22 protein-coding genes and 1 riboswitch are annotated in these 26,233 nt (G+C 59.0%); of the genes, 6 read left to right on the top strand and 16 right to left on the bottom strand.

Going from position 1 to position 26,233, the window contains the following annotated elements; all coding sequences use genetic code 11:
- Window positions 1-401 precede the first annotated feature (401 nt).
- A complete protein-coding gene (locus N675_RS04735; RefSeq protein ID WP_038038311.1) occupies window positions 402-1,127 on the top strand; it encodes a response regulator transcription factor in 726 nt (241 codons plus the stop codon).
- Here N675_RS04735 and N675_RS13570 read toward each other — a convergent pair.
- From N675_RS13570 to N675_RS04780, 9 genes are all read right to left on the bottom strand, one after another.
- Window positions 1,114-3,777, bottom strand: a complete 2,664-nt coding sequence (locus N675_RS13570; protein WP_051914169.1) for a hypothetical protein — start codon at window positions 3,775-3,777, stop codon at window positions 1,114-1,116. The two genes, N675_RS04735 and N675_RS13570, sit on opposite strands and share 14 nt — an antisense overlap.
- Before the next feature lie 170 nt (window positions 3,778-3,947).
- Window positions 3,948-4,184, bottom strand: coding sequence for a hypothetical protein (locus tag N675_RS04745; RefSeq protein WP_038038312.1), 237 nt, complete (start codon window positions 4,182-4,184; stop codon window positions 3,948-3,950).
- 174 nt (window positions 4,185-4,358) lie between these two features.
- Window positions 4,359-4,622, bottom strand: coding sequence for a hypothetical protein (locus N675_RS04750; RefSeq protein ID WP_038038313.1), 264 nt, complete (start codon window positions 4,620-4,622; stop codon window positions 4,359-4,361).
- 222 nt (window positions 4,623-4,844) lie between these two features.
- The gene (locus N675_RS04755) at window positions 4,845-7,874 is read right to left on the bottom strand and encodes an AfsR/SARP family transcriptional regulator (protein WP_038038314.1); all 3,030 of its coding nucleotides are present in this window, start codon (window positions 7,872-7,874) and stop codon (window positions 4,845-4,847) included.
- A gap of 146 nt (window positions 7,875-8,020) precedes the next feature.
- Complete coding sequence (locus N675_RS04760; protein ID WP_081886867.1) at window positions 8,021-8,896, bottom strand: ABC transporter permease; 876 nt, start codon at window positions 8,894-8,896, stop codon at window positions 8,021-8,023.
- Window positions 8,897-8,912: 16 nt separating this feature from the next.
- Window positions 8,913-9,851 (bottom strand): ABC transporter permease, encoded by a 939-nt coding sequence (locus N675_RS04765; RefSeq protein ID WP_051914555.1) that lies wholly within the window; start codon window positions 9,849-9,851, stop codon window positions 8,913-8,915.
- A 93-nt stretch (window positions 9,852-9,944) separates the two neighbouring features.
- Complete coding sequence (locus tag N675_RS04770) at window positions 9,945-11,669, bottom strand: ABC transporter substrate-binding protein (protein ID WP_051914171.1); 1,725 nt, start codon at window positions 11,667-11,669, stop codon at window positions 9,945-9,947.
- A 41-nt stretch (window positions 11,670-11,710) separates the two neighbouring features.
- Window positions 11,711-12,703, bottom strand: coding sequence for a succinylglutamate desuccinylase/aspartoacylase family protein (locus N675_RS04775; RefSeq protein WP_051914173.1), 993 nt, complete (start codon window positions 12,701-12,703; stop codon window positions 11,711-11,713).
- Complete coding sequence (locus N675_RS04780) at window positions 12,700-13,398, bottom strand: GntR family transcriptional regulator (RefSeq protein WP_197066270.1); 699 nt, start codon at window positions 13,396-13,398, stop codon at window positions 12,700-12,702. The genes N675_RS04775 and N675_RS04780 overlap by 4 nt, the downstream gene beginning before the upstream one ends.
- A gap of 466 nt (window positions 13,399-13,864) precedes the next feature.
- Between N675_RS04780 and N675_RS04785 the strand changes: the two genes are divergently transcribed.
- Window positions 13,865-15,109 (top strand): YeeE/YedE family protein, encoded by a 1,245-nt coding sequence (locus N675_RS04785; protein WP_038038317.1) that lies wholly within the window; start codon window positions 13,865-13,867, stop codon window positions 15,107-15,109.
- An 89-nt stretch (window positions 15,110-15,198) separates the two neighbouring features.
- On the opposite strand, the gene N675_RS04790 is transcribed toward N675_RS04785, so the two are convergent.
- Window positions 15,199-16,395, bottom strand: coding sequence for an enolase C-terminal domain-like protein (locus tag N675_RS04790; protein ID WP_051914175.1), 1,197 nt, complete (start codon window positions 16,393-16,395; stop codon window positions 15,199-15,201).
- Between the two features lie 113 nt (window positions 16,396-16,508).
- Window positions 16,509-16,591: riboswitch (Fluoride riboswitch) on the top strand.
- Between the two features lie 38 nt (window positions 16,592-16,629).
- On the opposite strand from N675_RS04790, the gene N675_RS04795 reads away from it, so the two are divergent.
- Complete coding sequence (locus N675_RS04795; protein ID WP_338417742.1) at window positions 16,630-17,847, top strand: MFS transporter; 1,218 nt, start codon at window positions 16,630-16,632, stop codon at window positions 17,845-17,847.
- 58 nt (window positions 17,848-17,905) lie between these two features.
- Here the strand turns inward: N675_RS04795 and N675_RS04800 are convergent, their stop codons facing one another.
- The 6 genes from N675_RS04800 to N675_RS04825 all read right to left on the bottom strand — a co-directional run bounded on the left by N675_RS04800 (window position 17,906) and on the right by N675_RS04825 (window position 23,812).
- Entirely contained in the window at window positions 17,906-18,295 is a 390-nt protein-coding gene (locus N675_RS04800) for a DUF4383 domain-containing protein (protein WP_038038318.1), read from the bottom strand.
- A 127-nt stretch (window positions 18,296-18,422) separates the two neighbouring features.
- On the bottom strand, window positions 18,423-19,766 hold the full coding sequence (locus N675_RS13575) for a polysaccharide deacetylase family protein (RefSeq protein ID WP_051914179.1): 1,344 nt from the start codon (window positions 19,764-19,766) through the stop codon (window positions 18,423-18,425).
- A gap of 680 nt (window positions 19,767-20,446) precedes the next feature.
- Complete coding sequence (locus N675_RS04810) at window positions 20,447-21,154, bottom strand: ABC transporter permease (RefSeq protein WP_038038319.1); 708 nt, start codon at window positions 21,152-21,154, stop codon at window positions 20,447-20,449.
- Between the two features lie 11 nt (window positions 21,155-21,165).
- Window positions 21,166-22,194, bottom strand: a complete 1,029-nt coding sequence (locus tag N675_RS04815; RefSeq protein WP_051914181.1) for an ABC transporter substrate-binding protein — start codon at window positions 22,192-22,194, stop codon at window positions 21,166-21,168.
- Between the two features lie 78 nt (window positions 22,195-22,272).
- Window positions 22,273-23,148, bottom strand: a complete 876-nt coding sequence (locus N675_RS04820) for an LLM class F420-dependent oxidoreductase (protein ID WP_038038321.1) — start codon at window positions 23,146-23,148, stop codon at window positions 22,273-22,275.
- A gap of 187 nt (window positions 23,149-23,335) precedes the next feature.
- Window positions 23,336-23,812, bottom strand: coding sequence for an Hsp20/alpha crystallin family protein (locus N675_RS04825; protein WP_051914556.1), 477 nt, complete (start codon window positions 23,810-23,812; stop codon window positions 23,336-23,338).
- A gap of 208 nt (window positions 23,813-24,020) precedes the next feature.
- Between N675_RS04825 and N675_RS04830 the strand changes: the two genes are divergently transcribed.
- From N675_RS04830 to N675_RS04840, 3 genes are read left to right on the top strand one after another with little or no spacing between them, the layout of a single operon-like run.
- Window positions 24,021-24,764 (top strand): polysaccharide deacetylase family protein, encoded by a 744-nt coding sequence (locus tag N675_RS04830; protein WP_038038322.1) that lies wholly within the window; start codon window positions 24,021-24,023, stop codon window positions 24,762-24,764.
- A complete protein-coding gene (locus N675_RS13580) occupies window positions 24,751-25,572 on the top strand; it encodes a glycosyltransferase family 2 protein (protein ID WP_051914183.1) in 822 nt (273 codons plus the stop codon). Before N675_RS04830 ends, N675_RS13580 begins: the two co-directional genes overlap by 14 nt.
- Complete coding sequence (locus N675_RS04840; RefSeq protein ID WP_081886869.1) at window positions 25,476-26,174, top strand: glycosyltransferase; 699 nt, start codon at window positions 25,476-25,478, stop codon at window positions 26,172-26,174. The genes N675_RS13580 and N675_RS04840 overlap by 97 nt, the downstream gene beginning before the upstream one ends.
- The last annotated feature ends 59 nt before the right edge of the window (window positions 26,175-26,233 follow it).

Consider the following 26,233-nt stretch of genomic DNA (forward strand, 5'->3'; position numbering starts at 1 on the left):
CGCACGCTCGCCAAGATCGGCTCCGTTGTAACCCCACACAAAAGATACGCGATTGCGCCATCTTGTGTCAAGGTAACTGCTTGTCGTTGTGAATAACCGGTGAAGGGCATGATTGGCTGCCGTACCACCTGGAAGAAGCTGGCCCTGAGCGGCATGCCATGAGAATTGCGTGAGAAGCGATACAGAAGGGGACAGCGCAAAAGTATGCAATGATCATGAGCCCTGATGGAGGGGGTATATAGACGAAAGTACCATTCCTGATCAGTCAGTTGGGGTGATACATTACGTAATGCCAAGTGACTAGTAGGATTCATGGAATGTTATGACAAATGGGAGGTAGTCAACGATTGGAGGACGGACCTGAGCCGTAAGCGTCGTCCGGGATGAGGGAGGGATTCGGCATGGACGTGCTCCTCGTCAACTCTGACCCAATGATGACCAAAATGGTGCGGTTCTTGCTGGAAGATCGCGGCTATCGCTGTCGCACGGCGACGCCGTCGCAAGCGCTTGCACAGGCTTTCGGCGGAGAAGTCGATGCGATCTTGCTCGAAATTCTGCTGCATGAGGGTGATGGCTTTGCTCTCTGCGAAGCGCTGCGTGCTCGCGGCTATCGCGGAGCCATTGTATTCCTTTCGCGGCGTCAGGATTTGGCTGATCGTTTGCGGGCGTTTGAAGCTGGAGCTGACGATTTCGTCGGCTGGCCAGCTGAACCAGCTGAACTCCTTGCGCGCTTGGAAGTAGCAGTGCGCCGTGCCAAGGCGTTTGATGCCCAGCCCCTTGGCACTCGCGTCATCGTCGGAGACTTTACCCTCGATCTCAGCGCTGGTACCCTCGTGATGCCTGGCAAACCAGCCATCCGCTTAACTCCGGTTGAGTTGCGCCTGCTTGAGTGTCTCATGCGGAACGCGGGCCTCACTCTACGCCGTGAAACGCTGATTGAGCGCGTCTGGGGATACGACTACGGCGGAGATAACCGGCTCGAAGTCTACATTCGCCGACTCCGCCGGAAGATCGAGCCTGATCCCGATCACCCATGCTATCTGCGAACAGTCCGGGGAATCGGCTATGTCTTTGGTCCGCGTGTCGGCACAAGCCGCCTTGACCGCGCAGCATTTACGGTCCGCTAATGGTCACTCGCTGGGAACAGGTGACTGACTGCTTGGCTGTTGTCGCTGTATCCTTCCCGCCTTGCTGTACCGCATTGACCTGCTGACTGCTGGTCGCTGAAACCGCGCCATCGTTCGACTGAACGCTGTGCGCTTGCTGACAGGTTGCTGTTGACGTCCCCTCACCAGACGACGTCACCACAACGGTTGCAACGACGGTCACCCGTGGCGATGGTGCGGTTGTTGCTGGCGGAGCAGAGGGCGTGCCTTCTCCTTGCTGAACTGAGGGATTTTGCGGCTGGGGAGATGGCGTTCCACTATAGCGCCACAGGTAGTAGTGCTGTCCAATATTCCCCATCTCTACTTGCCATCCAGCTGAGTTATCCGGCGTATACGTGAGGCAACGCCGCTCGAAGCACTGGAGAAGGACGTCGTGTGGATGCCCGGCCACGAGCACCTGGGTCCAGTAGGCTTCGGTAATTGGCAGGCCAGTAACATAGAAGGGTGGGGAGAAGAGTGGCGCGGTATGCAACCCGTCGGGGTCGGCAACGATATCCTGTGCTTGCAGCATGCCCCAGAAAACGGATGCGATGCTGTGACCAGTCTCAGGTGCCAGGTAGGCCGCGGTAACGTGATAGCGGGCGAGTGCTGGGTCATTCGTTACTGAACCGTCGCGATGAAGAACGCTCGTCAGCACTGTGCCAACGGAGGCCGGTGGTGCCTGAAGCAGCCCAGCAAGACTGGCATAGGTCGGCGCGTTTGGATCGTCCAGGTCGCCCGCAACAGGAATCTGGGCCGGCGCGCGCGGTTCAAACGTTGTATTGCCCGTCTGGAGTTGACCAGTAATTAACTCTTTGGCTAACAGGCCGGTCGTGACGTACCACGCATCAGCGGCTTGCTCGCTGGGATGGGTAACCTCCATGCGTGCTTTGTCAAAGTACAGCACGAGGCGCTGGCCTCCTGGTGCGTCGGTATATGCTTCGAGCAGGAGTGCTGTCCGCGGAGCTGGCCCCCATACCCAGCTGCGTTGCACCATTCCTTGTTGCACGGGCTGGTCAAAGCGAGCCCAGGTAGCAGTCAACGCTGTGATTGCGTGCTGGAGTTGATCTGGGGGCAGGGCCTGTGCTACCTGGGATGATGAGGTGATCGTTGTCGCTGGTTCAGATGCGGCCTGGCTGCCAAAACGGTCAGCAACCGGCAGGAACATTCCACCAGCGCCAACGAGTACAACAATGGCCAGGAATACGGCGACAACCAGGGGGTGCCGTGCTTGCCGGAGGGAAGGCCGCGCGCGGAGTCGAGACACGAGGTGGCGTCCGAGGCGCACCGTCGCAATCGAAAGCGCGAGAGCCATCCGTGCAACTGTCCGCACAAAGAGCCCAAGCCCGAGGACCATGATGAACCAGAAGAGCAGTTGCAGGCTCACGGCCGCGAGCAAAACGGGATCAGTCCGCCAGGCGGTCAGCCAAGCGCGGAACAGCGCTCGCCCTTCCCACCAGAGCAAGGTGACAACCTCTTTACCATAGAACGTGCCTAAGAAGAATGGATAGATCAGAAAGTAAGCCACGAGCACCAGGTAAGCTATGAACAAAAGGCGTGGCAGTGGACGCATGCGAGGCAATTGCTTCTTCCGTCCGCGCGGCCACGGCCAAAGGTCACGAAGGAATGGCCCAACAAGGGCGAGTGGATCTGGCACACCGAGGAGATCGGCGATTGCATAGTAGCCGTCAAAGCGCAGAAACGGGGTGAACTGGCGCATATAGTGTAAGTCAATTGAAACAATCCCCAGCAACCAGAACGGCCAACCCGTAAGCTGGTAGAGCATGGCGTAGCCAAGGATAAGGAAGAGCTGAAAGTACATACCCCCCAAATCGACCCGTAGGCGCTGCAGCCGGTTGAGCCGGTAAACATCCGTGACGTCAGTGTAGAAGGCTGGCCAGATCAGGTAAATTGCCACCCCAATCGGCCCATGACGGCAACCACCCCGCCGCATTGCAGCAGCGTGCCCAAGCTCGTGGAAGAACGATGACCCAATTTCCATACCGAATAACACCAGAACAAGCGCTGGGTCGCGCAAGAGTGTCTGTGCGCCAACAAGCAATGCTGGTGAGCGATAGAGCCAAATGTGCACCCCGATCGCAAGCAGGACAGTGAGAACAATGAGCGGCGGCCAGTAGAGGTGCTGCAAGATTCCGGTAATGGGCGCGATGGTCTCGTACGATATCAGCGGCACGCGAGCACGCAGTCCCAGTGCTTGCTCGCGCGTGCGAGGGGCTGCTGAGGTCGGGTTCCCTCGCGTTTCACCATGCGTGGAACCTGACGCCGCAGATGCCGGTACAGGGATCGCCAGCATGCCTGCCGGAATGAGTCGATTCGTAACCAGCCACCGGATATCGTCAGCCGAAAGCGGTCGGCCGCACTGCTGGCTCACCTGCGCAGCAATGATCGCTGCAGGGGTCTTACCATCTGCCGCGGCTAAAACATGATAGAGCAGTGGCGTAACCTCATGATATTGTCCGTTGACGCAGATCAACCATCGCTCTTCTGCGAACGCGGTGTCTGGCATTCGCCCATGGAGCTCGACGTTAGGGCGACGCTTGGGTCGCTCAACCCATGGAGGTACAGCGTGTGCACCCGGTGACGGAGTCAGTGGTTGCAATTCAATCATCATGACCGAGACCCCTCCTTCGCTCGTACGTTGCTCCCCCACGGTCAGGAAGCGAAATGATTGAGCCGGCCATCGGTGGGGGATGGTCACCTGGCCGGCTCACGACAGGGGAAAGGGATGAAGGAAGCAACGCCACGAAACTGAGCGGCCAGTGGCCCCGGTGGTGCGGTACGTTAGTGGGAGCGTGGTCCGTTGGCCAAACCATGCATGACCAAGATCTGATTAATCACCGCAATGTTGAGTTGGACCACGATGGTGGGGCAGCCCGCAAAGCAGCGATTGCCTCCTGCCAGTGCCCAGTTGCTGCCTCCAATTTGGCCCCAGTTGGTACCGCCCAGGGCGAGTGGGCCGGTCTCAAGGCGATCGGGTAAGGGGCGGATTGTTTCTGCCGCTAAGAAAGACGGTTCCATGGCCCCAACTCTCCATTCGTTTTCATACGTCCGCTCTAGTCGCTACCTGCTGAGGTGGCGAGCCGGCTGCCCTCACCGGGACGGATATCGGGCAGCCGGTCTCTCGCGAACCAGGCTTAGCCTGGAGACCGCGCATGGTGTAGCACGGGCTAAGCCTGGCGTCTTAGGTCCCTACTACAGGCGCACCGAGACCTTAAAGTTCTGGCAGACCTTGGCCCAGTTGCTTTGGGTCACGCTATGGCCAGCACCGGCCATGCCGCCGTTTCCATTCCCAACGTTAACCAGACCAAGCGTCGGCCCGCCATTGGCGTTCGCCGTGCTATCGCCACGTGTGGTCGCTGAATTCGACTGATCCACGCCAGCATAGTTGCCAATGATCGTGTCCGTCTCATACCGCGCCGGCAGTTCGGCAATCAGCTCACGCTCGAGGTCGTACATGATGGTCCTCCTTTCCGGGACAGCCCCGGATGATAGTCCTGAACTCCACTCACTGGTGAGAGCGCTCTCACTAGTGTTGAGTGTAAGGGGCAAAGCTGACAATTCCCCGATAGAGCAAGCGGGATAAGCTGACAACTGGCTCAGTCATTTCCATCAACGTTGTGCCGTCTGGACAAGGAAAGCTGGCTTGGCAAGGGAACCGGTGCGAACCTGACAATCCTGTCAGCTTGCCAGTGCAGTGTGCAGGTCGCTCAGAAGATGCTCCAGTGGCAGCGAGTGGCCAACCAGCCAGAGCGCATCGCGTTCCGCCTCCGGGAGCGGAGCCTGGGCAAGAGCGCGTTGCACTTCGTCCTGCTCAAACCAGAGAGGCGGCGAACCAAGCTCTTGCTGCAAGGCATCCATCGCTGCTGCAGCCCGCCATGCGTCCTGTGGCTGGCCTGCTGCGGCAAAGAAAAGGGTAAGCGTCGTCAGGGTGAGTGCCAGCTCGCGCCGGAATCGCTGTGCTTGACACAGCGTCAGCGCTTCACTCAAGGCGTGCCGCGCTGCCGACAAGTTGCCGTCATGGATGTGCAGACGGGGAAGGAGCAACAGAGCAAGCACAACGGCACGTGAAGGACCAGCGAGTCGTGCTTGGGCAAGCGCAGCATCAGCAAAGACGCGTGCCGCCCCAAATGCTCCTCCCAAATAGCTCAGAAAGCCTTGCTTGACCAACACCTGTGCTGGCTCTCCAGGATCAGTTGACGCTTTGTGAAAATGTGCCAGCGCATCACGGTAGTAGGCCGCCGCTCCCTGGAGATCACGGGTCGCGAGCGCGACATCGCCTAAGACATGCAGGCAGAGTGCGATGTCACGTGGATCTTGGAGTTCCCGCCGGAGCGTCAGTGCTTGGTGATAAAGGTCCTGGGCGGTAGTGTAGTCCCCACGGGCAAACGCAACGAGTCCAAGCTGGAAGATCGTATCGGCGAGGTGCTCGCGTTCCTGCAACGCTTGGAAACAGCCAAGGGCATCAGCGAGCGATGCAGCGGCGTCATCGTAGTCACCTTGGATGAAGGCAAGCCGACCGGCAACGAACTTCAAAATTGCAGCAGGCAAGGTTCCTGGTTGAACATCAGGCCGCTGGAGGCACGCGGCAATCCAGCGTCGGCCTTCGCTCGTCGCCTGGCTGGACCAGAACGACCAAAGCCCCCAGGCAAAGGCAGCAAGTTGATCGGGATCACCATGCTCAAGCAGCCATTGCGCAGCACGGCGCAAGTCCGGCAGTGCACGCGTGAGTCGCGCGATCCAGTCTGGCTGCTCTGGGCCCCGAAGCTGACTCTGCGTAGCCAGCGCAATGTACTGCGCGGCATGGCGTGCGTTAACTTCCTCAGCCCGCGGTGAACGAGCCAGCACAGCTGCCGCATATTGCCGCACCGGATCGAGCAGGCGGTAGTGAGCAATGTTGTCTTGCCATTCGACAACAAGCAGTGATTTCCGGGCAAGCACATCAAGCAGATCAAGCGCTTCAGCTGGATCAATCGCGGCAACGGCAGCAATGTCGTCGAGTGTGAAATTGCCGGCAAATACTGAAAGCACAGCAAAGAGCTCTTGCTGTGCTGGGCTCAGCAGTTGATAGCTCCACTCAAGCGCAGCGTGAAGGGCTTGATGCCGTGGAGAGCGTGTCTCGGCGCTGGACTGGAGTAAGCGCAGAAGATTGTCCAGCCGACTCGCAACTTGCTGCACCGACAGGACGTTCAGTCGTCCGGCAATGAGTTCGATGGCGAGTGGCATGCCTTCAAGCCGGGCGCAGATTATGGCAAGAGCCTGAGCTGTCTGCTCATCGATGAGCAGCGATGGCTGCTCAGCACGCGCTCGGGCGAGGAACAGCTGAACAGCCGGGAACGCGGCAAGAGCCTCTGGCGTAAGCGGTTGTGTCGGATCGGGAAATGGTAGTGGGCGCACAGCATAGACGTGCTCGCCAAACGCCTGGAGGGGTTCCCGGCTGGTCGCCAGAATCCTGAGCCGTGGACAGGCTGTAAGGAGGTGCGTGACGAGCCGAGAGCACGCTTCACGTAGATGCTCACAGGTGTCGAGAATCAACATCATGTCATGCGCCGCTAATGCATGGGCCAGCGTTGCCTCCGGTGACTGCCCTGTGTGCCCAGATACAGCCAGCTCTGATACTTCAAGTGCCGTCAGGAGCACATTCGGGAGGAGCGCAGGATCCTCTAAGCCCGATAAATCAACGAACCATACCCCACTGGAAAACCGCGGAAGCACGTTGTTGCCCACTGCAAACGCCAGCCGTGTTTTGCCGATCCCACCAGGTCCAGTGAGTGTAATGAGTCGCGTTGTCTCGAGCGCTCGGGAGACCGCAACGATATCCTCATCGCGACCAATAACTGGAGGGAGCGCAGGTGGCAAATTTGTGCGCGGTGTGCCCATACGCTCTCCTGGTTGGGGAGCGGCCGGCGGTGGGATGGATGACGCGTGCATTTGGCCCGCGGCGATAGCGGTGTACAGCGCATGGCTGGTCGGCAAAGGATCCGTGTCGAGTTCTTGCCGCAGGATCTCGCGGAGTTGCTGGTACTGACGGAGGGCGAGATGACGAGAGCCCGTGCGGGCATAAAGCCGCATTAACGCGACATGGGCATCTTCGTCTGCTGGATCATGGGCAATCACGCGGCGGAGCGTCGTGAGCGCCAGGGTAATCTCTCCGCGCTCCTCGTAAACCCGAGCTAGTGTACGGAGCAGCAGTCCATAGCGTTCACGGAGGCGGAAACGGTCTGCAATCAGCCAGTTGCCATCCATGTCAGCGAGCAAGTCGCCAGTGTACCAGGATGCAGCTGCTTCGAGTAAGGCTGGTTCTTTGGCAGCAAGCGCAGCATCGGCAGCAGATTCAAAAGCGTGAACGTCGAGCCAGATGCCGTCTGGACTCCGCAGTTCGATCCAGGGGCCACTGGTAAAGAGATAGCGTGAAGGGGAATAGGGAGGAAGGCGTGGCTCGAGAGCACGCCGAGCCGCATGGAGCGCTTTATTCAACCGGTTCAACGCAGCATCTGGATCATCCTCGGGCCAGAGCGCTTCGCAAACTTGTTCCCGACGCAGACGAAATCGCCTGCTGAGTGCCAGACAGGCGAGTACAGCCCCTGCCCATGCCTGTCGAAGGGCTTCTGGCGTAACGTCATACTCGCCAGCTTTGATCCGTAACTCGCCGAGAAGCCAAATTCGGAGCATCCCAGGGGTCTGCGGGTGTGCCAGGTCGCTTGCTTGCATGGCTGTGGAGTCCCCTGTAGTGGTAGAGGATAGGCGCAGTATGCTCTACCGATTCTCCCGCCCTGCCCGTCCGGAGCATACACTGCGCCACATGGCTATGCTCCGATAACCTAAGTGTACTGCAATGATGAGAAACCAGTTTCGAATTAACGGAGGCGGAAAAGGTCAGCGAGCCCATCGCCAATGAGGCTGAGCGCAATACCCGTTGCAATAATGGCGGTTCCCGGAAGGGCACTAATCCACCACGCCGTTGTCATAAATGGCTGTCCCTCAGTAATCATCGCTCCCCATTCCGGTGTCGGTGGCTTAACGCCAAGTCCAAGAAAGCTGAGCGCTGCTGCTAGCAAGATGTAGAGAGCCATGTCGGCAGTGGCGAACACCAGTGAGGGGAGAATGACGTTCGGCATCAGATGCCGGAAGATCACTCGACGGTCAGTGTTGCCAAGAGCGCGAGCGGCCAGAACATACTCTTTCTGTTTCTCGACCAGGATCTCACCGCGAATCAGCCGGGCATAGACGACCCATGCAACGAGTGCCACTGCCACGTACATATTCCGTAAGCCAGGACCCAGAATCGCAACAATAGCAATGATCAAAATAATGAACGGGAATGCTTGGACAACATCGACGATGCGCATCACCAGCGTATCCCACCATCCACCAAAGTAACCGGCAAGCGCCCCAAGCAACGTGCCGATCAAGAACGGGGCAAGAACGCTCAACACGCCGACTTGAAGGTCGATCCGCCCACCATAGAGCACGCGCGTAAAGATATCCCGTCCATACATATCAGTCCCAAACAGATGCTGCAGACTGGGTGGCTGCAAGGCGTGGGCGTAGTCGGTGGTATACGGGCCGTAGGGAGTAATGAGCGGCGCGGCGATCGCCAGGAGCAGGATCACTCCCAACAGCCCGATGCCGAGCATGAGGTTCCGCGTGTGCAAAGCCCGCTCCCACCACGGCCGACGCGCAGGAAGTCGCGCGGTGAACAGCGCTGCTGCGGGCGTCTCGAGTGTTGCCATCGACGGCCCTTTCTCCTCAATAGCGGACACGTGGGTCGAGGAACGAATACAGCAGGTCAGTCAACAGGTTAACGAGAATGACAAGCAGAGCAAAGACCAGTGTCAGCGCTTGGACGACCGGATAATCGCGCGCTGCAACGGAATCGATCAGCAAGGCGCCTGCCCCGGGCAAGGCAAAGACTTTCTCCGTAATCACTGTTCCACCCATGAGAAAGCCGGTATGGACGCCAAGGAGCGTTGCCCAGGGAATCAACGCGTTGCGGAGCACGTGGCGTCGGATCACCAGCCCTTCCGCAAGGCCTTTTGCTCGAGCAGTTTTGACATACTCCTCGCTGAGTGTCTGGAGCATGCTGGCCCGTAATGCTCGGATAAGAATCGGCGCGAGGCCGAGCGATAGGGTCAAGGCTGGCAAAAACAGATGCCAAAGATGACCAACAATCCCGTCGCCGAATCCAGAAACTGGGAACCAGCCAAGCCGAATGCTAAAGAACAGAATGAGCATGATGCCAACCCAAAACGTCGGCATGACCATCGTGACAACCAGCGTTGAGCGTACGAGATGGTCGAACCAACTGTCGCGATAGAGCGCGCTTAGCACCCCGAGCGGCACGGAGAACAGTGTCGTCAGGACGACTGTGTACAACGCGACAGCGATCGAGACAGTAAGCCGCGGGCCGATCAGCGCCGCAACCGGTGACCCATATCGATGTGACTCGCCAAGGTTGAGTGTTACCAGGCTGCGCAGATAGTAGAGGTACTGCAACCAGATCGGCTGATCAAGTCCAAGGCTGTGTCGCACACGCGCAATTGTCTCGTCGCTGGCATGCTCGCCAACCAAAGCGGTGACGGGATCTCCGGGAATCAGGCGGAGCATGGCGAAGACCACGAGCGTAACGCCAAAAAGCGCGGGAATGAGCTGAACCAGCCGTCGAACGACGTACTCGCTCCGCGTCATCGCCATGCCTCCGCGTTCTGCCCAGTATCGATGCGTCCCTCTCCGCCCGCGTCAATCTGACTCCTGAGGCTGGGCCGAGGTCGCGAACCCGCTTTATCCGGTGACGTACATCCGCTTAAACACCCACTGCCCCATCGGATGGTGGAAGAAGCCCTGAACGCGCTTCCGCAACACATCGACATAGGGAATAACGAAGAGATAGACGAATGGCGCATCATGCATATGAATTTCCTGGATACGATAGTACAGCTGGCGGCGCTTCTCAGGGTCAAGGGTCTGCCGCGCTTGCTTGGCGAGGTCGATGGCCTCTTGGTTCACCCAGCCAGTGTGATAGTTTTCCGTTTGGTCTGGCAAGATCGCGTAGGAAACGAGTTCATCTGGGTCGATAATGTCATTCGTCCAACCAGCGAGCCGGGCCTGGAACTTGTTTTGGCGATAGTTGTTGGTGAAGACGCCCTGCTCCAGCTGGACGATGTCCAGGTCAACCCCAATCTTGCTCCACATATCTTTGAGCGCCGTCGCAATCTGCAATTGCTGCTGATTGCCAGCCAGAATCTGGAATTCGAGCTTAAATCCATTTGGAACGGACGATTGTGCCATCAGTTGCTTCGCCTTAGTGAGGTCAAATGGATAGCCCGGCTGGTCTTTGTTCCAGTACAGCGCTCCATTGGGCATAAAGCTGTTTGATGGTTCCCCAATACCAAACAGCACCGACTTGATCAATGTCTGCTTATCGGTTGCATAGTTGAGCGCCTGGCGCACGTTGATGTCGTTGAGTGGAGCCTGGCGCGTATTGAGGACAACAAAATTGTTGTATGTCGAGGGGAAAATGAGCACCTGGAGGTTCGAGTCACTCTTGAGATCATTCACCTGGCTCAGCGGCACGTCATTTTGGCCAATGATCCCATCGACTGCCCCACCTTTGACCTGAAGGATGCGGCTGTTACTATCTGGAATCACGGTCAGCGTAATCTGATCGAGACGTGGCAGGCCTGGCTCCCAGTAGTTCGGATTGCGCACAAGTGTCATTGCCTGGCCTTTCTTCCACTCCTTTACATGGAATGGGCCAGTGCCCATCGTCTGCTCAACGAGCTTGTCAACGCCGATCTTTTGCGCAAAGTCCTGCGAAATAATGCTCGCGTTAAACATCGAGATGTCAGACAGAAACGGGGCCCAAGGCTGGCTGAGTGTAATTACGACGGTGCGATCATCCGGCGTTGTTATCTCCTTGACCTGGTCAAGGGTAAACGTCCAGATACTCTCTTTCGTGGTCTTCGCGCGTTCAATCGACCACTTGATATCGCTCACCTTCAGCGGCGTACCATCGTAGAACTTGACGCCTTGGCGAATGTGAAAGGTATATGTTGTCCCGTCCTGAGAGACGTCCCACTTCTCAGCAAGTCCGGGCATAAGCTCCAGCCCGTTGTCTGCCACTGTCACGAGCTGGTCGTAAACATTCATCAAGACCCAGATATCGACATTCCCGTCTTGAGTGACAGGGTCCAAATTGTCGGAGTCCGTACCACGCGCCAGGTTCACCGATCCTCCGCTCTTCCCGGCTGGCGACGCAGCTGGTGTTGGTGTTGCTGGACTTGGCGTCGCGGTAACGTTCTGCTCAATCCGGATCGCTGGAGTGCTAGCTGCGTTCCCTTGCGCGGTTGGACTTGCTTGCCCACCCCCACCGCCGCATGCTGTTAACGCTGCGCTGATTGCCGGAGCGCTGAAGCCGAGCAAGGCTGCTCGGCGAACGAATTCGCGACGGGTGATGTGGCCAGCAGCCAGATGGTGCTGCAATGTCTGAAGCCAAAGGGGATACATGACTCTCCTCCTCCCAGCAGGTTTCTCATGACCGCACGGGACTAGTCTTCGGGCACGGCGATACCCATGAGCAGGCCATGAGCTGGCATCGCCGGACTCGTGGTAACAAAGAGCACTCGTCCGTCAACGGGACTCTTGATCTCTTCGAGCACTTCCCCAAAGAGCGATCCAATGTGTCCCACGCACTGGCCAGCGCGCACAGATTCCCCCGGCTGAACCGCTGCATAAAACAGCCCGGCATGTTCACCGTAGAGCCATTCAAACGCGCGGTAACGGGCTGGTTGCGTTGGCGTTGTCGGTGCTGGTTCGGCGAGCATGCCTAGGTGGGCCAGCACGCGCAAGACCCCATCACGAAGGAGCGCCACCGCCTCAGGCTGTAACTGCCCGATCCCGCCAGCTTCAGCGATAAACGCTGGGACACCATACTCTGCTGCAGCCAGGAAGCTCATTGTGCCGGTTCCCGCCTGTACGCTCCCGCTGATCGTGACGAGATGAGGCAGCCCAAAAACACTCGCAAGCTCCTGCGCCCGTTGATCGACCGGGCGGTCGCCACTGCGGCAGATGGCAAACGGCTCAAGTGCTTCAACGAGGTCACCACCATGAAGGTCGATGGCAACATCGGCCCGGCGGATAAAGTTGTGGAAGAGGGCATGGACCAGTTGTTGCGTGTAGCTCCCATTTGGATCGCCTGGGAAGACTCGATTGGGGTTCAGCCCATCAACTGGGCAGACGAACATCGTTCGTTGCCAGAAGGCAGGCAGATTGACAACGGGCATGAGCACAATAACGCCACGCACGTGCGCTGGATCAAGCAAGCGACTGAGTTGAATGACCGCCTCAATCGCCGGATATTCAGCTCCGTGGATGCCTGCGTTGACGAAGACGGCTGGACCTGGTTCCGCTCCAGCAATGGCGATAATTGGCCATCGATCGCGCACAAGCGCGGGACCAGGCAGAATCAGCTCGCGCCGTGTCACCGTGCCTGGCTCCAGGATGCCGAGGAGCGGGAAGCGGCCGAGTTCTTCACGCATCATCGTGTTCCACCCCCTTTCGACTGCTCCATGTGTAACTCGGCAGCTCGGCGAATCTCGTCTTCAAGCGAGCGATAGTGATCAGCCAGCGCTGCAGCCGCAACAGAGCGATCAGTCTGCGTTAGCGCATCGAGCACGGCCTGGTGTCGCGCGGCTGTTCGGGGACCAGTAATAGAGCTGTAGCGGAACGTCAGTGTGACAAGGATGCCGAGAAGGGCATTCAGGTCGCTCCAAAATTGCAAAACGCGACGCTGCCCGAGCGCTCGAACAATCGCTCCATGGAAGGCATGGTCGAGATCGAGAAATCGATCGACTTCTTCAGGGAGTTGCAGAGCGCGCATCTGCCCGATGATCCGGGCAAGTTCAGCGCGCAACGCCGCTGGGATTGGTAACGGTAGGTGACGAGCGCAGTATTCGCCAAGCAGCGCGTGGAGTTCACAGAGTTCATAGGCATCGGTGGGCTGGAGTTCCGCGACCCGTGCCCCACGATGTGCGTGGAGTTCGATGAGTCCTTCGCCTTCAAGACGGCGAAGCGCCTCTCGGACCGTGCTTCGACTGACATGCAGCGCATCGACGAGCGCTTGCTCGGTGAGCCGTGTCCCCGGCGGTAAGTGTCCCAAGATAATCTGCGTCCGCAGTTGGCGAACAACCTGGTCGGAGAGTGTGCGATCCAACGGTGGTGTCAGGACCATCATCATCTTCTTTTCAGAATCCCCGTACATCAGATTGTCTGATGATTTCACTCTACCAGCATCCTCTCCCTTGTCAAGAAAAGACTGTTCAGTAGTTTCTGCTCTTCCCCACCGACTGCCAAGCATAGCGTGCAGATCGCAAGCCCGGTAGAGCGCAATGGCATTCCGTATGACGGTTGGTCATCGTAGCGTATTGCGGTTATACTTCGCGGCTGGCTATTGGAAGGTGGCGAGGGGAATGGCAGCACGAATCTGCTGGCATCTCCATGAGCTTTCATCGAGGCCATTATCCAGTACTATCCCGCCGTGCCCCTCAATGATCGGCGTCTTCTCCTTCTGGCCCCGGATCTGCGACTGTACCCGTCTACCGGTGCGCTAACGCAGCTATTCGCCCGCTCATACATCGTCCGTATTCTGCTCCAGCAGGACTGGAGAGCTCTGGCATTGCCTGTCTTTGGGGAAAGGAAGCACAATGCAGCGAACGGAGACGTTCGTCCGGCCACGCTTCGGGTACATTGTTGGTGATCTCCCGTCACCACGATTCGGGGTCGCCGTTGGCGCTGCCGGCGTTGCGGCAGTATTGGCGGCTGTACTTGTTTCGCGGTATGGCGTCCGTCAGGGCATTCTGTTCGCACTTGGTCTGCTCCTCGGCATAACGCTCTATCATGCCCGTTTCGGTTTCACCTCGGCTTTCCGGCAATTCGTCGCGGTTGGTCAAGGGGCTGGTTTACGCGCCCATATGCTCATGCTCGCGGTTGCAAGCGTGCTCTTTGCGCCCATTCTTGCGAGTGGGAAAGGCCTCTTTGGCGTTCATGTTGCCGGTTCGCTTGCGCCGGTTGGCCTCGCTGTTCTCGTCGGTGCCTTCCTCTTTGGTGTTGGGATGCAACTTGGTGGGGCGTGCGCCTCAGGTACCTTGTTCTCGGTTGGCGGCGGGCAGACGGCCACGCTCTTCACCCTCGCTGGCTTCATCGTCGGCTCGGTCCTCGGGGCCTGGCACTGGGGATTCTGGACCCAGCCAGCGCTTAACCTGCCAGCGCTGTCACTTGCGACGGTATTTGGTGGTTATTTTGGTGCCCTCATCGTTCAGCTTGGTGTCATCGGGGCCATCACGCTTGTAACGATCCTCATCGAGCGAAAGCGTCGTCCACCTCAGATCGCTCCACAACCGAGTGCACGAGGCCTGGCCCGCGTCATCCGAGGCACGTGGCCGCTGTGGACCGGTGCTGTCGTGCTCGCAGTCCTGAATGCTGCGACGCTGCTCGTGAGCGGTCACCCGTGGGGTATCACGTCAGCATTTGCACTCTGGGGCTCGAAACTCGCCCAGGCACTCGGCGTAAACGTCTCGTCGTGGGCCTATTGGTCTGGCAGTCGGGCTGCGAGCCTTCATGCTTCGGTCCTCGCTGATGTCACCTCGGTCATGGACTTTGGGATCGTGCTTGGCGCCATGATCGCTGCAGCATTGAGCGGCACGTTTGTCCTGCACCGCCATCTGCCACCGAAAACGGTCGTCGCCTCGTTGTTGGGCGGTGTGTTGATGGGCTATGGTGCACGACTTGCCTACGGCTGCAACATCGGCGCTTATTTCTCGGGCGTAGCGTCCTTTAGCCTGCATGGCTGGATCTGGGCGATCGCTGCTTTGCTCGGTACAACTGTTGGTGTGCGCTTGCGCCCGCTCTTTGGCCTGACTGTCCCCAAGCAGACAGACGCAGTCTGCTGAGTCATCAACTACTTGGTAATTGGCAGCGAGGTGGTTGGCTTTGTCAATGGTGCTGCCACCTCGCTGCTCCCATTCTCGTCGTGCTACCCTTACTCCCAACTGAGGTCGCGTTGGTCTTCAACTTTCTCCCACGCAATATCGACGCCCATGCCCGGCCGCTCCGGCACGACGATCACCCCGTTTTGAGGCTCGACCGGCTGGTCCCAAAACCACTGCAACAACTGATTCCACTTCACGAGGTATTCAACCATCGGCGCCACTGGTTCCGGTAGCGCTGCAAGAAACTGGACCGTCGCGGGAACCGAATGCCCGTGGGGAATGAACGGCACACCGTAGCTGCTTGTCAATGCAGCGATCTTGATCCCTTCGCTGATTCCGCCAGCCCAGTAGAGATCTGGCTGGAGCACGTCAGCTGCACCGGCTTCCAGCAGATGCCGAATGCCCCAACGCGTATATTCATGCTCGCCGAGCGCAATCGGCACCGGGCTTTGTCGACGCAGCGCAGCAACCTCGGTAATCTGATCCGGCAGGTATGGCTCTTCAAGCCAGCGTGGTCGAAGTGGCGCAATCGCATGCACAACTGCTCGGGCAAACTCCGGCGTCCAACTCATCCACGCGTCAAGCATGAAGTCGCGGTCAGGCCCAAGCGCATCACGGAGCGTCTCTGCCAACGTGAGAATCTTCCGCAATCCCTCTCGACCATCTGCCGGCCCCCATCGGGGAAACCACTTCGTTGCGCTGAAGCCCTGCTCGACCAGTGCTGTCACACGCTCGCGGACGCGTGTTGGCTCAAGTGAAAAGCCAAGCATGCTGGCATAGACAGGCAGGACGGTGCGCACCGGTCCACCGAGAAGGCGATGGACCGGTACACCGTGCCAGCGCCCACGCAGATCCCAGAGTGCACAGTCGACTGCGCTGATCGCCATCATGGTTAACCCTTTGCGGCCATGCACCTGCGCGCGGTACAGGCGATCCCATATCCGCTCGCTGGCAAGTGGATCGTGGCCGAGGAGCAGGGGACGTAACTGCGTGGCGATCGCCCACGCGACATCCCGCTGTACCGGACCAGCAAGTCCTGTTACCCCCTCGTCAGTCTCAATCAGCAGCATCACCTCGCGTAGCCGATACGGTCCCGGTCCGCTCTCTTCTGGCAGCCACCACTCTCGCTCCTCAGCGTGGTGCTCAGGATAGATGTCCACTGGACGGCTCAGCCGTTCTTCCCAAAACATTCCCTCATAGGGGAACGTCCCGGTAAGCTCGACAAGCCTGACCGCTGTAATCTTCATCGTTCCCGTAGCTCCTTTCGCGTTGCCCGTCTGCGGAGAAATATCCCGAGCCTGCTGGCCTGTCAATCCGTATTCTCCCAGCCTTGCTCGCAACCAGGCGATCATCTACCCTTGATCCCACAGGTGATGGAGTCCACCCGCGCGGCAAGCGCAAACCGCTGTGTTCTCTCCTGCGGCTGATGACTCCTGACGGGGTGTCAAGGCATTCCAATAAAGTTGGCCTGAAGGGAGTGCATGATGACAGCCAGTCGGTCGTCAGTACCGCCGACAGCACGTGATGTGCACGTGGCGCGGCGGGCCGTCCAGTTCATTATCCTCATTGGCTTGGTGAGCTTCTTCGCTGACTTGACCTACGAAGGTGCTCGCAGTGTCACGGGGCCATTTCTCGAACTACTCGGTGCTCCTGCCGTGGTTGTCGGGCTCGTCGCCGGACTTGGTGAGCTGGTTGGGTATGCCTTGCGGTTGGTTTCCGGGCGGCTTGCTGATCAGACGCGCGCGTACTGGCCGATTGCCCTCGCTGGTTACCTTATTCAGATGGCCGCAGTGCCGTTACTCGCGCTTGCTGGGAGTTGGGAACTTGCCGCATTGCTCATCGTGCTTGAGCGAATCGGCAAAGCCATCCGCAATCCGTCGCGTGACGTGATGTTGTCCTATGCAGCTCGTGGCATGGGGTATGGCTGGGGCTTTGGTCTGCACGAGGCAATGGACCAGGCTGGCGCCCTAGTTGGTCCGCTGGTTGTCACGGGAGTGTTACTTACCGGTGGCGACGAGCGCCGAGCGTTTGCCCTGTTGGCCATTCCGGCAGCAATCACCTATGGACTGCTGGTTTTCGCCCGTATCGTGTTCCCCCGTCCACAAGCCCTGGAGCCGGCAACACCCACAGTCTCGACCACGGGCTATACCCGAGCGTTTTGGCTCTACCTGATCGGCGCTATGCTCGTTGCTGCTGGCTTTGCTGACTTTGCGCTGATCTCTTATCACTTTGCGGCGGCGCGAACCGTCAACGGTGTATGGGTGCCGGCCCTCTACGCCATTGCCATGGGCGTTGGTGGCGCTGGATCATTGCTCTTCGGCCGTGCCTTTGACCATTGGGGCGTCGGCATCCTATTCCCACTCACTCTCCTGAGCGCACTCTTCGCGCCGCTCGTCTTCTTGGGTGGCCTCACCGCAGCCGCGTTCGGTATGGCATTGTGGGGTATTGGTACCGGCGTCCATGAATCAATCATGGCAGCAGTTGTCGCAGTCATGGTGCCGGCTGAGCGCCGCGGTTCAGCCTATGGGTTGTTTAACCTTGCCTATGGCATTGCTTGGTTTCTCGGCAGTGCGTTGCTGGGTGCACTCTATGGTTGGTCGGTCGTGGCGACCGTCGTTGCTGCGCTCGTGCTGGAATTGGCAGCGCTCCCCTGTTTCTGGGTAGTAGCCCAGGCTCTTCGCAATCACCATCAGGCGTAACAAAACCGGGCGTGGGATATACCCACGTCCGGTTCTGCCTTCGCCAGCCCTGCGCCGGTCACGCAACTCGTGTCTGTGTTTGGCCGATCGTCGTGAAGCCGACGAGGGCTGATAGCGCTCCGACCACAAGGTGAAGGAGATTGTCCGCCATATTAATGTGCACAAGACCAAGTAACATACCATCCGGCGCGAGCCCAGGAATCAGCCCGAGGATGCCAACCAGCAGATACACAATCCCAAGCCCCTGAGCAAATAGCCGCGAACGGCCAGTATACGCTGCGGCGATGCCAAGCACCCCAACGACAACATGAATAAGGTTGTGCACAACATTGACAGCAAAGATGCCAAGCAACTCCCCACCTGATGGATTCAGCAGAAAGCCGAGTACGCCAACTAGGAGAAAGACAATCCCGATCACGAGTGCGAAGAGCCGTGCTAGATCACGCATACGTTACCTCCATCCGTCCTCCTTCGGAAGACCGTTGTGAGCATCCGCGCTTGGTTCCAAGCGCTGGACGTGCACCGGTGCTCACTCGAGAATACGGAGGGGCAACCCAACAAGATCACTGGTCACGCTACCAATGCTCAACAAGCTGTGCGAATTGCTCAAGGGTCAACAAGCCAGAGACCTCGACACGTGGCTCGTTCCACCGCCGTTCTGGTGTCCACTGGGTACCACCCCAAGCGGCGAGTGCACCGTCATACCCCGCCGCCTGCACCGCCGCGATCGTTGCGGCGTCGTACTCACCATATGGATACGCAAAGAAACGTGGTGGCTCGCCCACGATCGCTGCTAACTGCTCGCGACTTGCCGCGACTTCACGCCAGCGTTGATCTGCTCCAATCAGAGGCAGATGAGCGTGGGTGAGGCTATGTGAGCCGATTTCGTGCCCCTGGGCGACAAGCGTCCGCAGCTGGTCAGGCGTTAACTCGGAATGCCCAGCAACGATGAAGAACGCCGCATGCATCTCGTGGGCTTCTAAGACTTGTGCCGCGGCCCACTGTCCAGCGGTACCATCGTCAAACGTAATCACGACCGGTTTATCAGGTAAAGGTCCGCCGTTTAAGACAGCATCATATGCCTGTGCAAGTGAAATCACGGTATAGCCGTGATCCCGCAACCAATCAAGCTGCTGGGCAAACTTCCAGAGCGGAATCCGGTAGCGGCTCGCCGGCTCGCCGACCTGATGGTACATCAAGACGACGATCCGCGTTGATCGGGCAAACAGCGACCAGGAAAAGTCAGGCGCTTGCGGTTGCTGGGCAACCGGATGGGTATCAATGCCCCGTTGCGCTGCATACGCTGCACCAAGGCGGCCAAGCTGTACCTCCCATGGCGTGCCACGCTGGTCGGGGTGCCATTCAAAGCGTGCCCGCTCGAACCACTGCACGGTGTATGTCTTGCCATCGTCGGGGTTAACCTCTTGGTGCTCTTCGCTAATCGGATAACCGAACATGGCAAGCCCCCCATTGCGTTCCCAAAAACGCTTGAAGCCGTAAGCGAGGAAATGTCCGGTTTGCGGAAAGTAGCGACGATCAGGTTGCTCCGCCGGCGGTGGATCAAGGCGGATCGGCGTGAAGGCCGGATCCTGTTGCGCCTGGTCGCTGGTCAGAAGAGAACCAAGTCGTGCCAAGAGGATCTGCCCCTGGAGCTCCGGATGCTGTTCAAGCCGCACCCGCTCAAAATCCTGAACGAGGAGCCCATCTTCCGTGTGCGCTTCATCAATCGGGTAACCGAACAGGCGCACCGCGCCGTGTGTTCGCCAAAACGTGAGGAACGGCTCCGCCACATGATGGCCTGTCTGCGGAAAATAGACCATAGATGGGGCTGCTGACACCGGCGATGGTACGATCGTCAACAGCAGGAGCATTGCTCCAATCCAATAGCTGTGCCTGAGCAAGCGCGCACCACCGCGCATCGTAATCCCCTCCTCTTCTTCCCATCCCCAGACCGATTCGCAGCCAGCCGGCGCCTGTCGCTGTCAGCCAAAGCCAGCAGTTTGGGCTTGTCATTCGGGACTGTCAAGTCCCGTTGCTCAGCACTATTCTTCGCTGTGTTCCCTCACGGGATGTGTATGAATCGTGGCAGGCCAGGGGCTTGACAACGTGTCACCGGTATGGTATAAAGAGAGTGCACGGTTCCGAGGAGTTAGCGGACCGGCGATCGGAAGCCTCGACCGAGGCAACCGAGATCCAGCTCGCCAGCCACCTGGCGAGAGCCAAACCCCCAAGAGGGGTGCGGCGCCGGCAAACGGATTCATCAACAACCGACGCTCGTCGGAAGGGGGTGAGTTCGGGAGCCGGATGGAGCCGGTGCCGGAACGGCTCGTCGGAGCCGTGCTTTATTTTCGTCCCCAAATGAGCCACCCCTCATCGGATGGCATCGCGCTTGGATGCCATCGCTTTGTTTCCGTAAGTGCAGGATGCCTTAACGCAGAGCGTGGAACACAGTTCGCTCGCGGTTGCCTCCTCGCTTGGCGTTTCTCCCGCGCTGTGTCCCCTCGATCACGCATCAGCTACTGTCCTGCAGTACACGAAGCCACGCCGAGTCTCGCGGCTGTCCAGGACAGATACGTCATCCGCAAACGAGCACAAGCCGTTACCGTGGGGCGAGCAGTGCACTGAGTGAAGGAGCAATCCGCAAAGCAGCATTTACCAAAAACGCGAGTGCGAGCAGCACGATACCCAAAGCGAGGGCGAGTGCGAAATCGCCTCGGCTGCTCTCCAGTGCAATTGCGGTGGTCAGAATTCGCGTCTGTCCTTTAATATCTCCGCCAACCATCAACGAGGCCCCAACCTCCGCAATTGCTCGACCAAATGCTGCGGCAATCGCAAAAATCACCTGTGGCAGCGCCGCGCGGATCAATTCCCAACCCATCGTGATCGGGCCTGCCCCAAACACGCGCAGGGCGTCGACCAATTCGGGATCAAGCAGACTCAGCGCCGAGCGGGTAACGCCTGCCGCAATCGGTGCGGCCACGATGAACTGCGCCAGAATCATCGCCTGCGGCGTGTACAGTAACTGCAACGAACCCAGCGGCCCGCTCCGCCAGAGAAAGAGCATCACCGTAAGGCCGACAACCACTGGCGGCAACCCCATGCCGGTGTTCACAACAACCTCGAGCGTTGTCCGGCCGGGGAAGTGCCCAAGCGCGAGCGCAACCCCGGCCGGGATACCGACGATCGCGGCAAGCAGCGTAGCCAGCCCTGAGACAAGCAGAGAGAGCCGAACGATGGCCAAAAACTCTGGATCAGCGTGCAGAATCAGCTGCAGTGCACCGGTGATCCCATCCCAGAGCAAGGCCATCCCATTGCCTCCTATGATGTCCCGAGTTGATCTTCACGTTTGCCCGCGTCGGGGAAGAAGAGTGGCTGGCCGTACTTATCTTTCCCGTAGTTCGCAATGAGCTGCTGGGCCTCGGGTGAAACGAGCCAATGTGCAAAGGCCATTCCGCCGGCCGCATTCACCTTCGGGAACTTCGCTGGATTCACCGGCATCACGTGGTAAATGTTGAGGAGTTGCCGATCGCCTTCAACCAGAATCTGCAGCTGGATCTTGCCCCGATAAGAGAGGAATGTCCCCCGGTCGCTCAACGTATACGCGCGTTTCTGGTCAGCGATCGTCAGTGTTGCTCCCATCCCTTGCCCAGAGGTAACGTACCACGGTTGGCCCTTTGGATCGATCCCAGCCTGCTTCCATAACTTCTTCTCCAACTGATCTGTGCCCGAGTTGTCATCCCGGCTGATCCAGGTTGCGCCCTTCGCAGCAATCTGCTTCAGCGCCGCAATGGCAGAGCGTTGGCCGCGAATCCCAGCCGGATCATCTGCTGGACCAACAATGACAAAGTCGTTGTGCATCACCAGAAGCCGCTCTGTGCCGTTGCCTTGCGCCATCCATTGCTGCTCAGCGTCTGGCGCATGCACGAGCACAACATCAGCTTCGCCGCGCGCTCCAAGTTCGAGCGCTGCGCCAGTCCCCACACTCACGACCTTCACGGTGTAGCCAGTCTCTTTCTCAAAGACTGGAACTAACACGTCGAGCAAGCCGCTGTCCTTTGTGCTCGTCGTTGTCGCCAGGATAACGTTCCGGTTCGCATCAGTTGCTGTTGGAATCGGCAAGGTTGTTGCTGTTGGTGCGCCAGTTGGCATCGTGGTGACCGTGGCAGGTGCCGCGCTCGCTGTCGCCGCTGCTGTAGTGGCTGTTGGACTCGCCGTGGCCAGCACCGCTGGTTGGCTGCTTGCCATTCGGCTGGGAATGGCAGTTGGGCTCGCTGTCCCAGCCCCGCTGCAGGCCACGAGCAGCCACCCCAGTACCGCCAGGATGCTAAGCAACAGAGATCGGCGCATGCGCTTCCGCTCCTCTCACAATCGCTCCGCTCCTACGCTCTGCCCGTGAATGCGACACTTGATGCGATTGGCGAAGGCTTAGGCACTGGGCTTGAGTCCAATCTCCTCGGCAAGTTGCTGGATCATCGCAAGGTGTTCTCGTGGTGAGAGACCAAGCCCCATCAGATTAATGCCCAAATGTGTTGCCCCAAGCGCACGCCAGGCCTCGATCTCTTGGAGCAATTGCTCACGTGGAACCTGTGACAAGGAGAGTCGTCCCTCAATCCCGAAAGTTGCTGGATCACGCCCTGCGTCGCGGATCCAACCGCGCAGTTCCTCAAGCATGGCGTAGAGTTGCTCACCAGGACGAATCTGCGGTAGCCAGCCATCGCCAAGCCGCGCTGCTCGGCGTCGCGCAGCTTCCGACATCCCACCAACCCAGATTGGAATGGGGCGTTGGACTGGCAACGGGTTAATCCCAACGCCGGGGAGCGTATGCCATCGGCCTTCAAAGTTCACGATCTCTTGTGTCCAAAGCAGACGCAAGACATGGATCTGCTCGTCAAGTCGTCGACCACGCGTGTGAAAGTCCTCGTTCAGCGCAATGTACTCGGCCTGGTTCCAGCCCACGCCGACGCCAATGCGCAGTCGCCCCCCAGAGAAAACATCAAGGGTTGCTGCCTGCTTGGCGACAAGTACCGTCTGCCGCTGGGGCAAAATGATGACGCCAGGAATGAACTGCAAGCGCTGGGTAATAGCCGCCAAATAGCTAAAAAGAACAAACGGCTCGAGGAATTGATGGGCGGACGTGTATGGCCCTGTCCAGTTCGGGTATTGCCGAATATCAACCCCAACGACGTGCTCATAGGCAAGGAGATGGCTATACCCAAGTGCCTCAGCAGTCTGCGCATATTCTCGAATAAGGCCAATATCTGTCCCAATTTCCGTTTGGGGGAACACCAACCCAATCTGCATAGGGCACTACTCCCTCTGTAGCACACCCGTCCTTGCCGGCAATCCTACAGCATGCTTCGCCAAAGCGAGAAGCTCCTTCATCCGTTGCAGCAACGCTGAACGCGACGCGAGCGTCGCTGTTGCGTATCTGCAGAAATGCAATGCGCCCGGGAGCGCTCCCGGGCGCATTCACCAGCGATAATCAGGATTAGTTGAGTGAACTGGCCAAGGCCTGCGGCGCGTGAACTGGGATCCGCTTGATCCGAGCTTGCTCAGCCTTCGGCAACGTCAGCGTCAAGATGCCATCAGCAAAGGTGGCCTCCGCGTGCTCCGTGTCGACCGGCACCGGCAGCGTGAAGCTCTCAGCGAACTGACCCGTGCCAATCTCGCGGCGATACCAGGTCACCTTCTTGGCCTCGTCCTCGCTGAGGTGATAGCCATAGTGACCACGGATCGTCAGCGTGTTCTGCTCAAAGCTGACCTCCAGGTCCTCCGGCTTGGCCCCCGGTACCGCCACCTTCACCACTAAGGCCTCGCCCGTGTCATAGATGTCGGTTGCCGGCCGATAGCTCAGCACACGGCTGGCCAACGGGCGTGCTGTCCGGCCAAAGGCCTCCTCAAAAATCCGGTCCATTTCGTTCCAAAGCCGCTCCATTTCCGCAACCGGATTCCACCGCTCCAGCATTGCCATCACCCTCCTTCCTGCTACAGGTTTCTCAGCAATGCTTCCGTTATATACTATACTCATCTCACACAAGTTGTGTCAAGAGCGTTGCGCGCTACGTTTTCCCGGCATCCTCGTAGGCGAAAAACGCAGTAAGATTCAGTGGTGGTTGGGTGGGGAGTGCCCAGAGAGGGTGCCCGTGTCCTCATGGGCTGTGTGGGGCAGAGCTGTGAGCAGTGCGGTTGTTGTCTCGATCCATGATGTAGCACCAGCCTACACCGCCGAGGTCGTTTGGCTGCTTCGCCAGCTCGACGCCATCGACGCCGTTCCGCGGAGCCTGCTCGTGATCCCCTACGAGCGTGGTCAGGACGACGTCCGCCAGTCAGCAGAACTTGTCGCACTCCTCCAGGAGGAGCAAGCCCGCGGCTCAGAGATTGTGCTCCATGGCTATACCCATCGTCGCGCTGGGGCGTGGCGGGGTTCGCCACTCACTATCGCCCGTGCTGCTGGCTTTGCTCGGCACGTTGCTGAATTTGCAAGCCTCGATTGGCAGGAACAGCGCGATCGGTTGCTGCGTGGTCGCCAGCTTCTTGCCGAGATCGGCTTGCAAACCAGTGTCTTCTGCCCACCAGGCTGGCTTCACACTGGCGAGTTGCCTGATCTGCTACGTGAGGTAGGGTTTCGTGCCCTCGTCGAAATGCTCTGGCTCCACGACGTGGAATGCCGTCGACGCGTTGTCACGCCGTGGTTTGGGTATATGGGCGCAGGTGTACTCAATGAAACACTGACACAACTGGGAGCGATCGCGCTCACACCGTGGCGGACGTCGGCGCGTGTCCTGTCCGTTTTCTTTCATCCGCAAGGCGCGTCGCGTTCGCGAGTTTGTGCACACACGCTCCAGATGCTGGCGCAGGTACTCGATCGTGGGGCAAGACCAATGACATATGCGCAGGTGCTCGATGTCGTGCATTGATCTTTCGATCGTCATTCCAGCGCGGAATGAGGAACGCTATATTGGCGCAGCATTGGCGTCAGTAGCGGCACAGGCCTGGCCGCTGGAGCGGCTCGAGGTCATCGTCGTTGATAATGGCTCGACGGATCGAACAGCGGAAATCGTTCAGGAGTTTCAGCAGCAGCACCCCTCGTTGACTGTGCAACTCTTGCATGAACCACAGCGTGGTGTGAGCCGAGCGCGGAACCGTGGCCTTGCTGCTGCACGTGCACCGCTGGTGCTCTTCCTCGATGCCGATTCGCGAATGGCTCCGAGCCTCACCGCCGCGATCATCGCCTGCTGGCACCGAGGCTACGCGGCCGCAAGCATTCGCATCATCGCAGATTCACCTGACTGGCTTGACCGCGCGTACTTCGAACTCGCCGACCTTGCAAAGCGCCTCTTTCGTGTCTACACCCAGCTCTGCTACTGCGAACGAGCCCTTGCGTTGCAGGTCGGCGGATTTGACGAGCGCCTTCGCGTTTCGGAGGACTACGACTTTTTGCGGCGTGTCCAACGTGTAGGCGGGCGCCTGGCGTTCTTGAACGACAGCTGGATTGCCACCTCTCCCCGGCGGCTACGACGCTGGCCGTTCCGCCTGGGGATGCTGGTCATGACTGTGCAGTGGCTGCTTGCGCTCTTCGGCGTTGGGCGTGACTGGCCCTACGCCAGTGTCAGCGAGGAGGCAGAGCCATGGGCGTCGACGTCTCCGTTGTCATCCCTGCCTATAACGAAGCCAACTACATCGCCCGGGCGTTGGCCTCGGTTGCGGCGCAAGCCTGGCCCGTAGACCGGGTCGAAGCCGTCGTCGTGAATAACGGATCAACCGACGAGACGAGCCAGGTTGTCCGGCGTCTTCTCCCTACTCTCCCGATTCCCGTCCAGTTGATCGACGTTCCGTGGCGTGGACGAAGTCGAGCCAAAAACCTCGGTGCTGAGCACGCCCACGGTACGATTCTCGTCTTCCTCGATGCCGACTCAGCGCTCGCGCCACATCTTGTGCCTAGCATCGTTGCTGCGGTCCACGCTGGCTATCCGGCTGGCAGTATTGCTGTCCTTGCCGATGAAACGTCCGATCCGCTCGACCGTGCCTTCTTCCGCCTCATTGAATTTGGCAAGCGACAGTTCGCCATCTATGCCCAGATGCTCTTTTGCACGCGTGCGTGCTTCCTCTCCCATCGTGGCTTTGATGCACGTCTTGAGCTGGCTGAAGATCGCGAGTTCCTTGTCCGACTACAACGATCGGGGGTGCCACTCTGTCATCTCACGACGACCTGGATCGTCACATCACCACGGAGACTCCATCGCTGGCCACTCCATCTCGGGATGATGGCAATGTTCGCACGCTGGGCGCTCGGGCACATTGGGATCGGCCGTTCCTGGCGCTACTGACCTGGTTCAAAGAAGTACCGTGGGCGCTCATACGCCTTGGCCGTGCGGGTGGTGGCCGA

Origin of the sequence: Thermorudis peleae, from assembly GCF_000744775.1 — a bacterium.
Taxonomy (GTDB): Bacteria; Chloroflexota; Chloroflexia; order Thermomicrobiales; family Thermomicrobiaceae; genus Thermorudis; species Thermorudis peleae.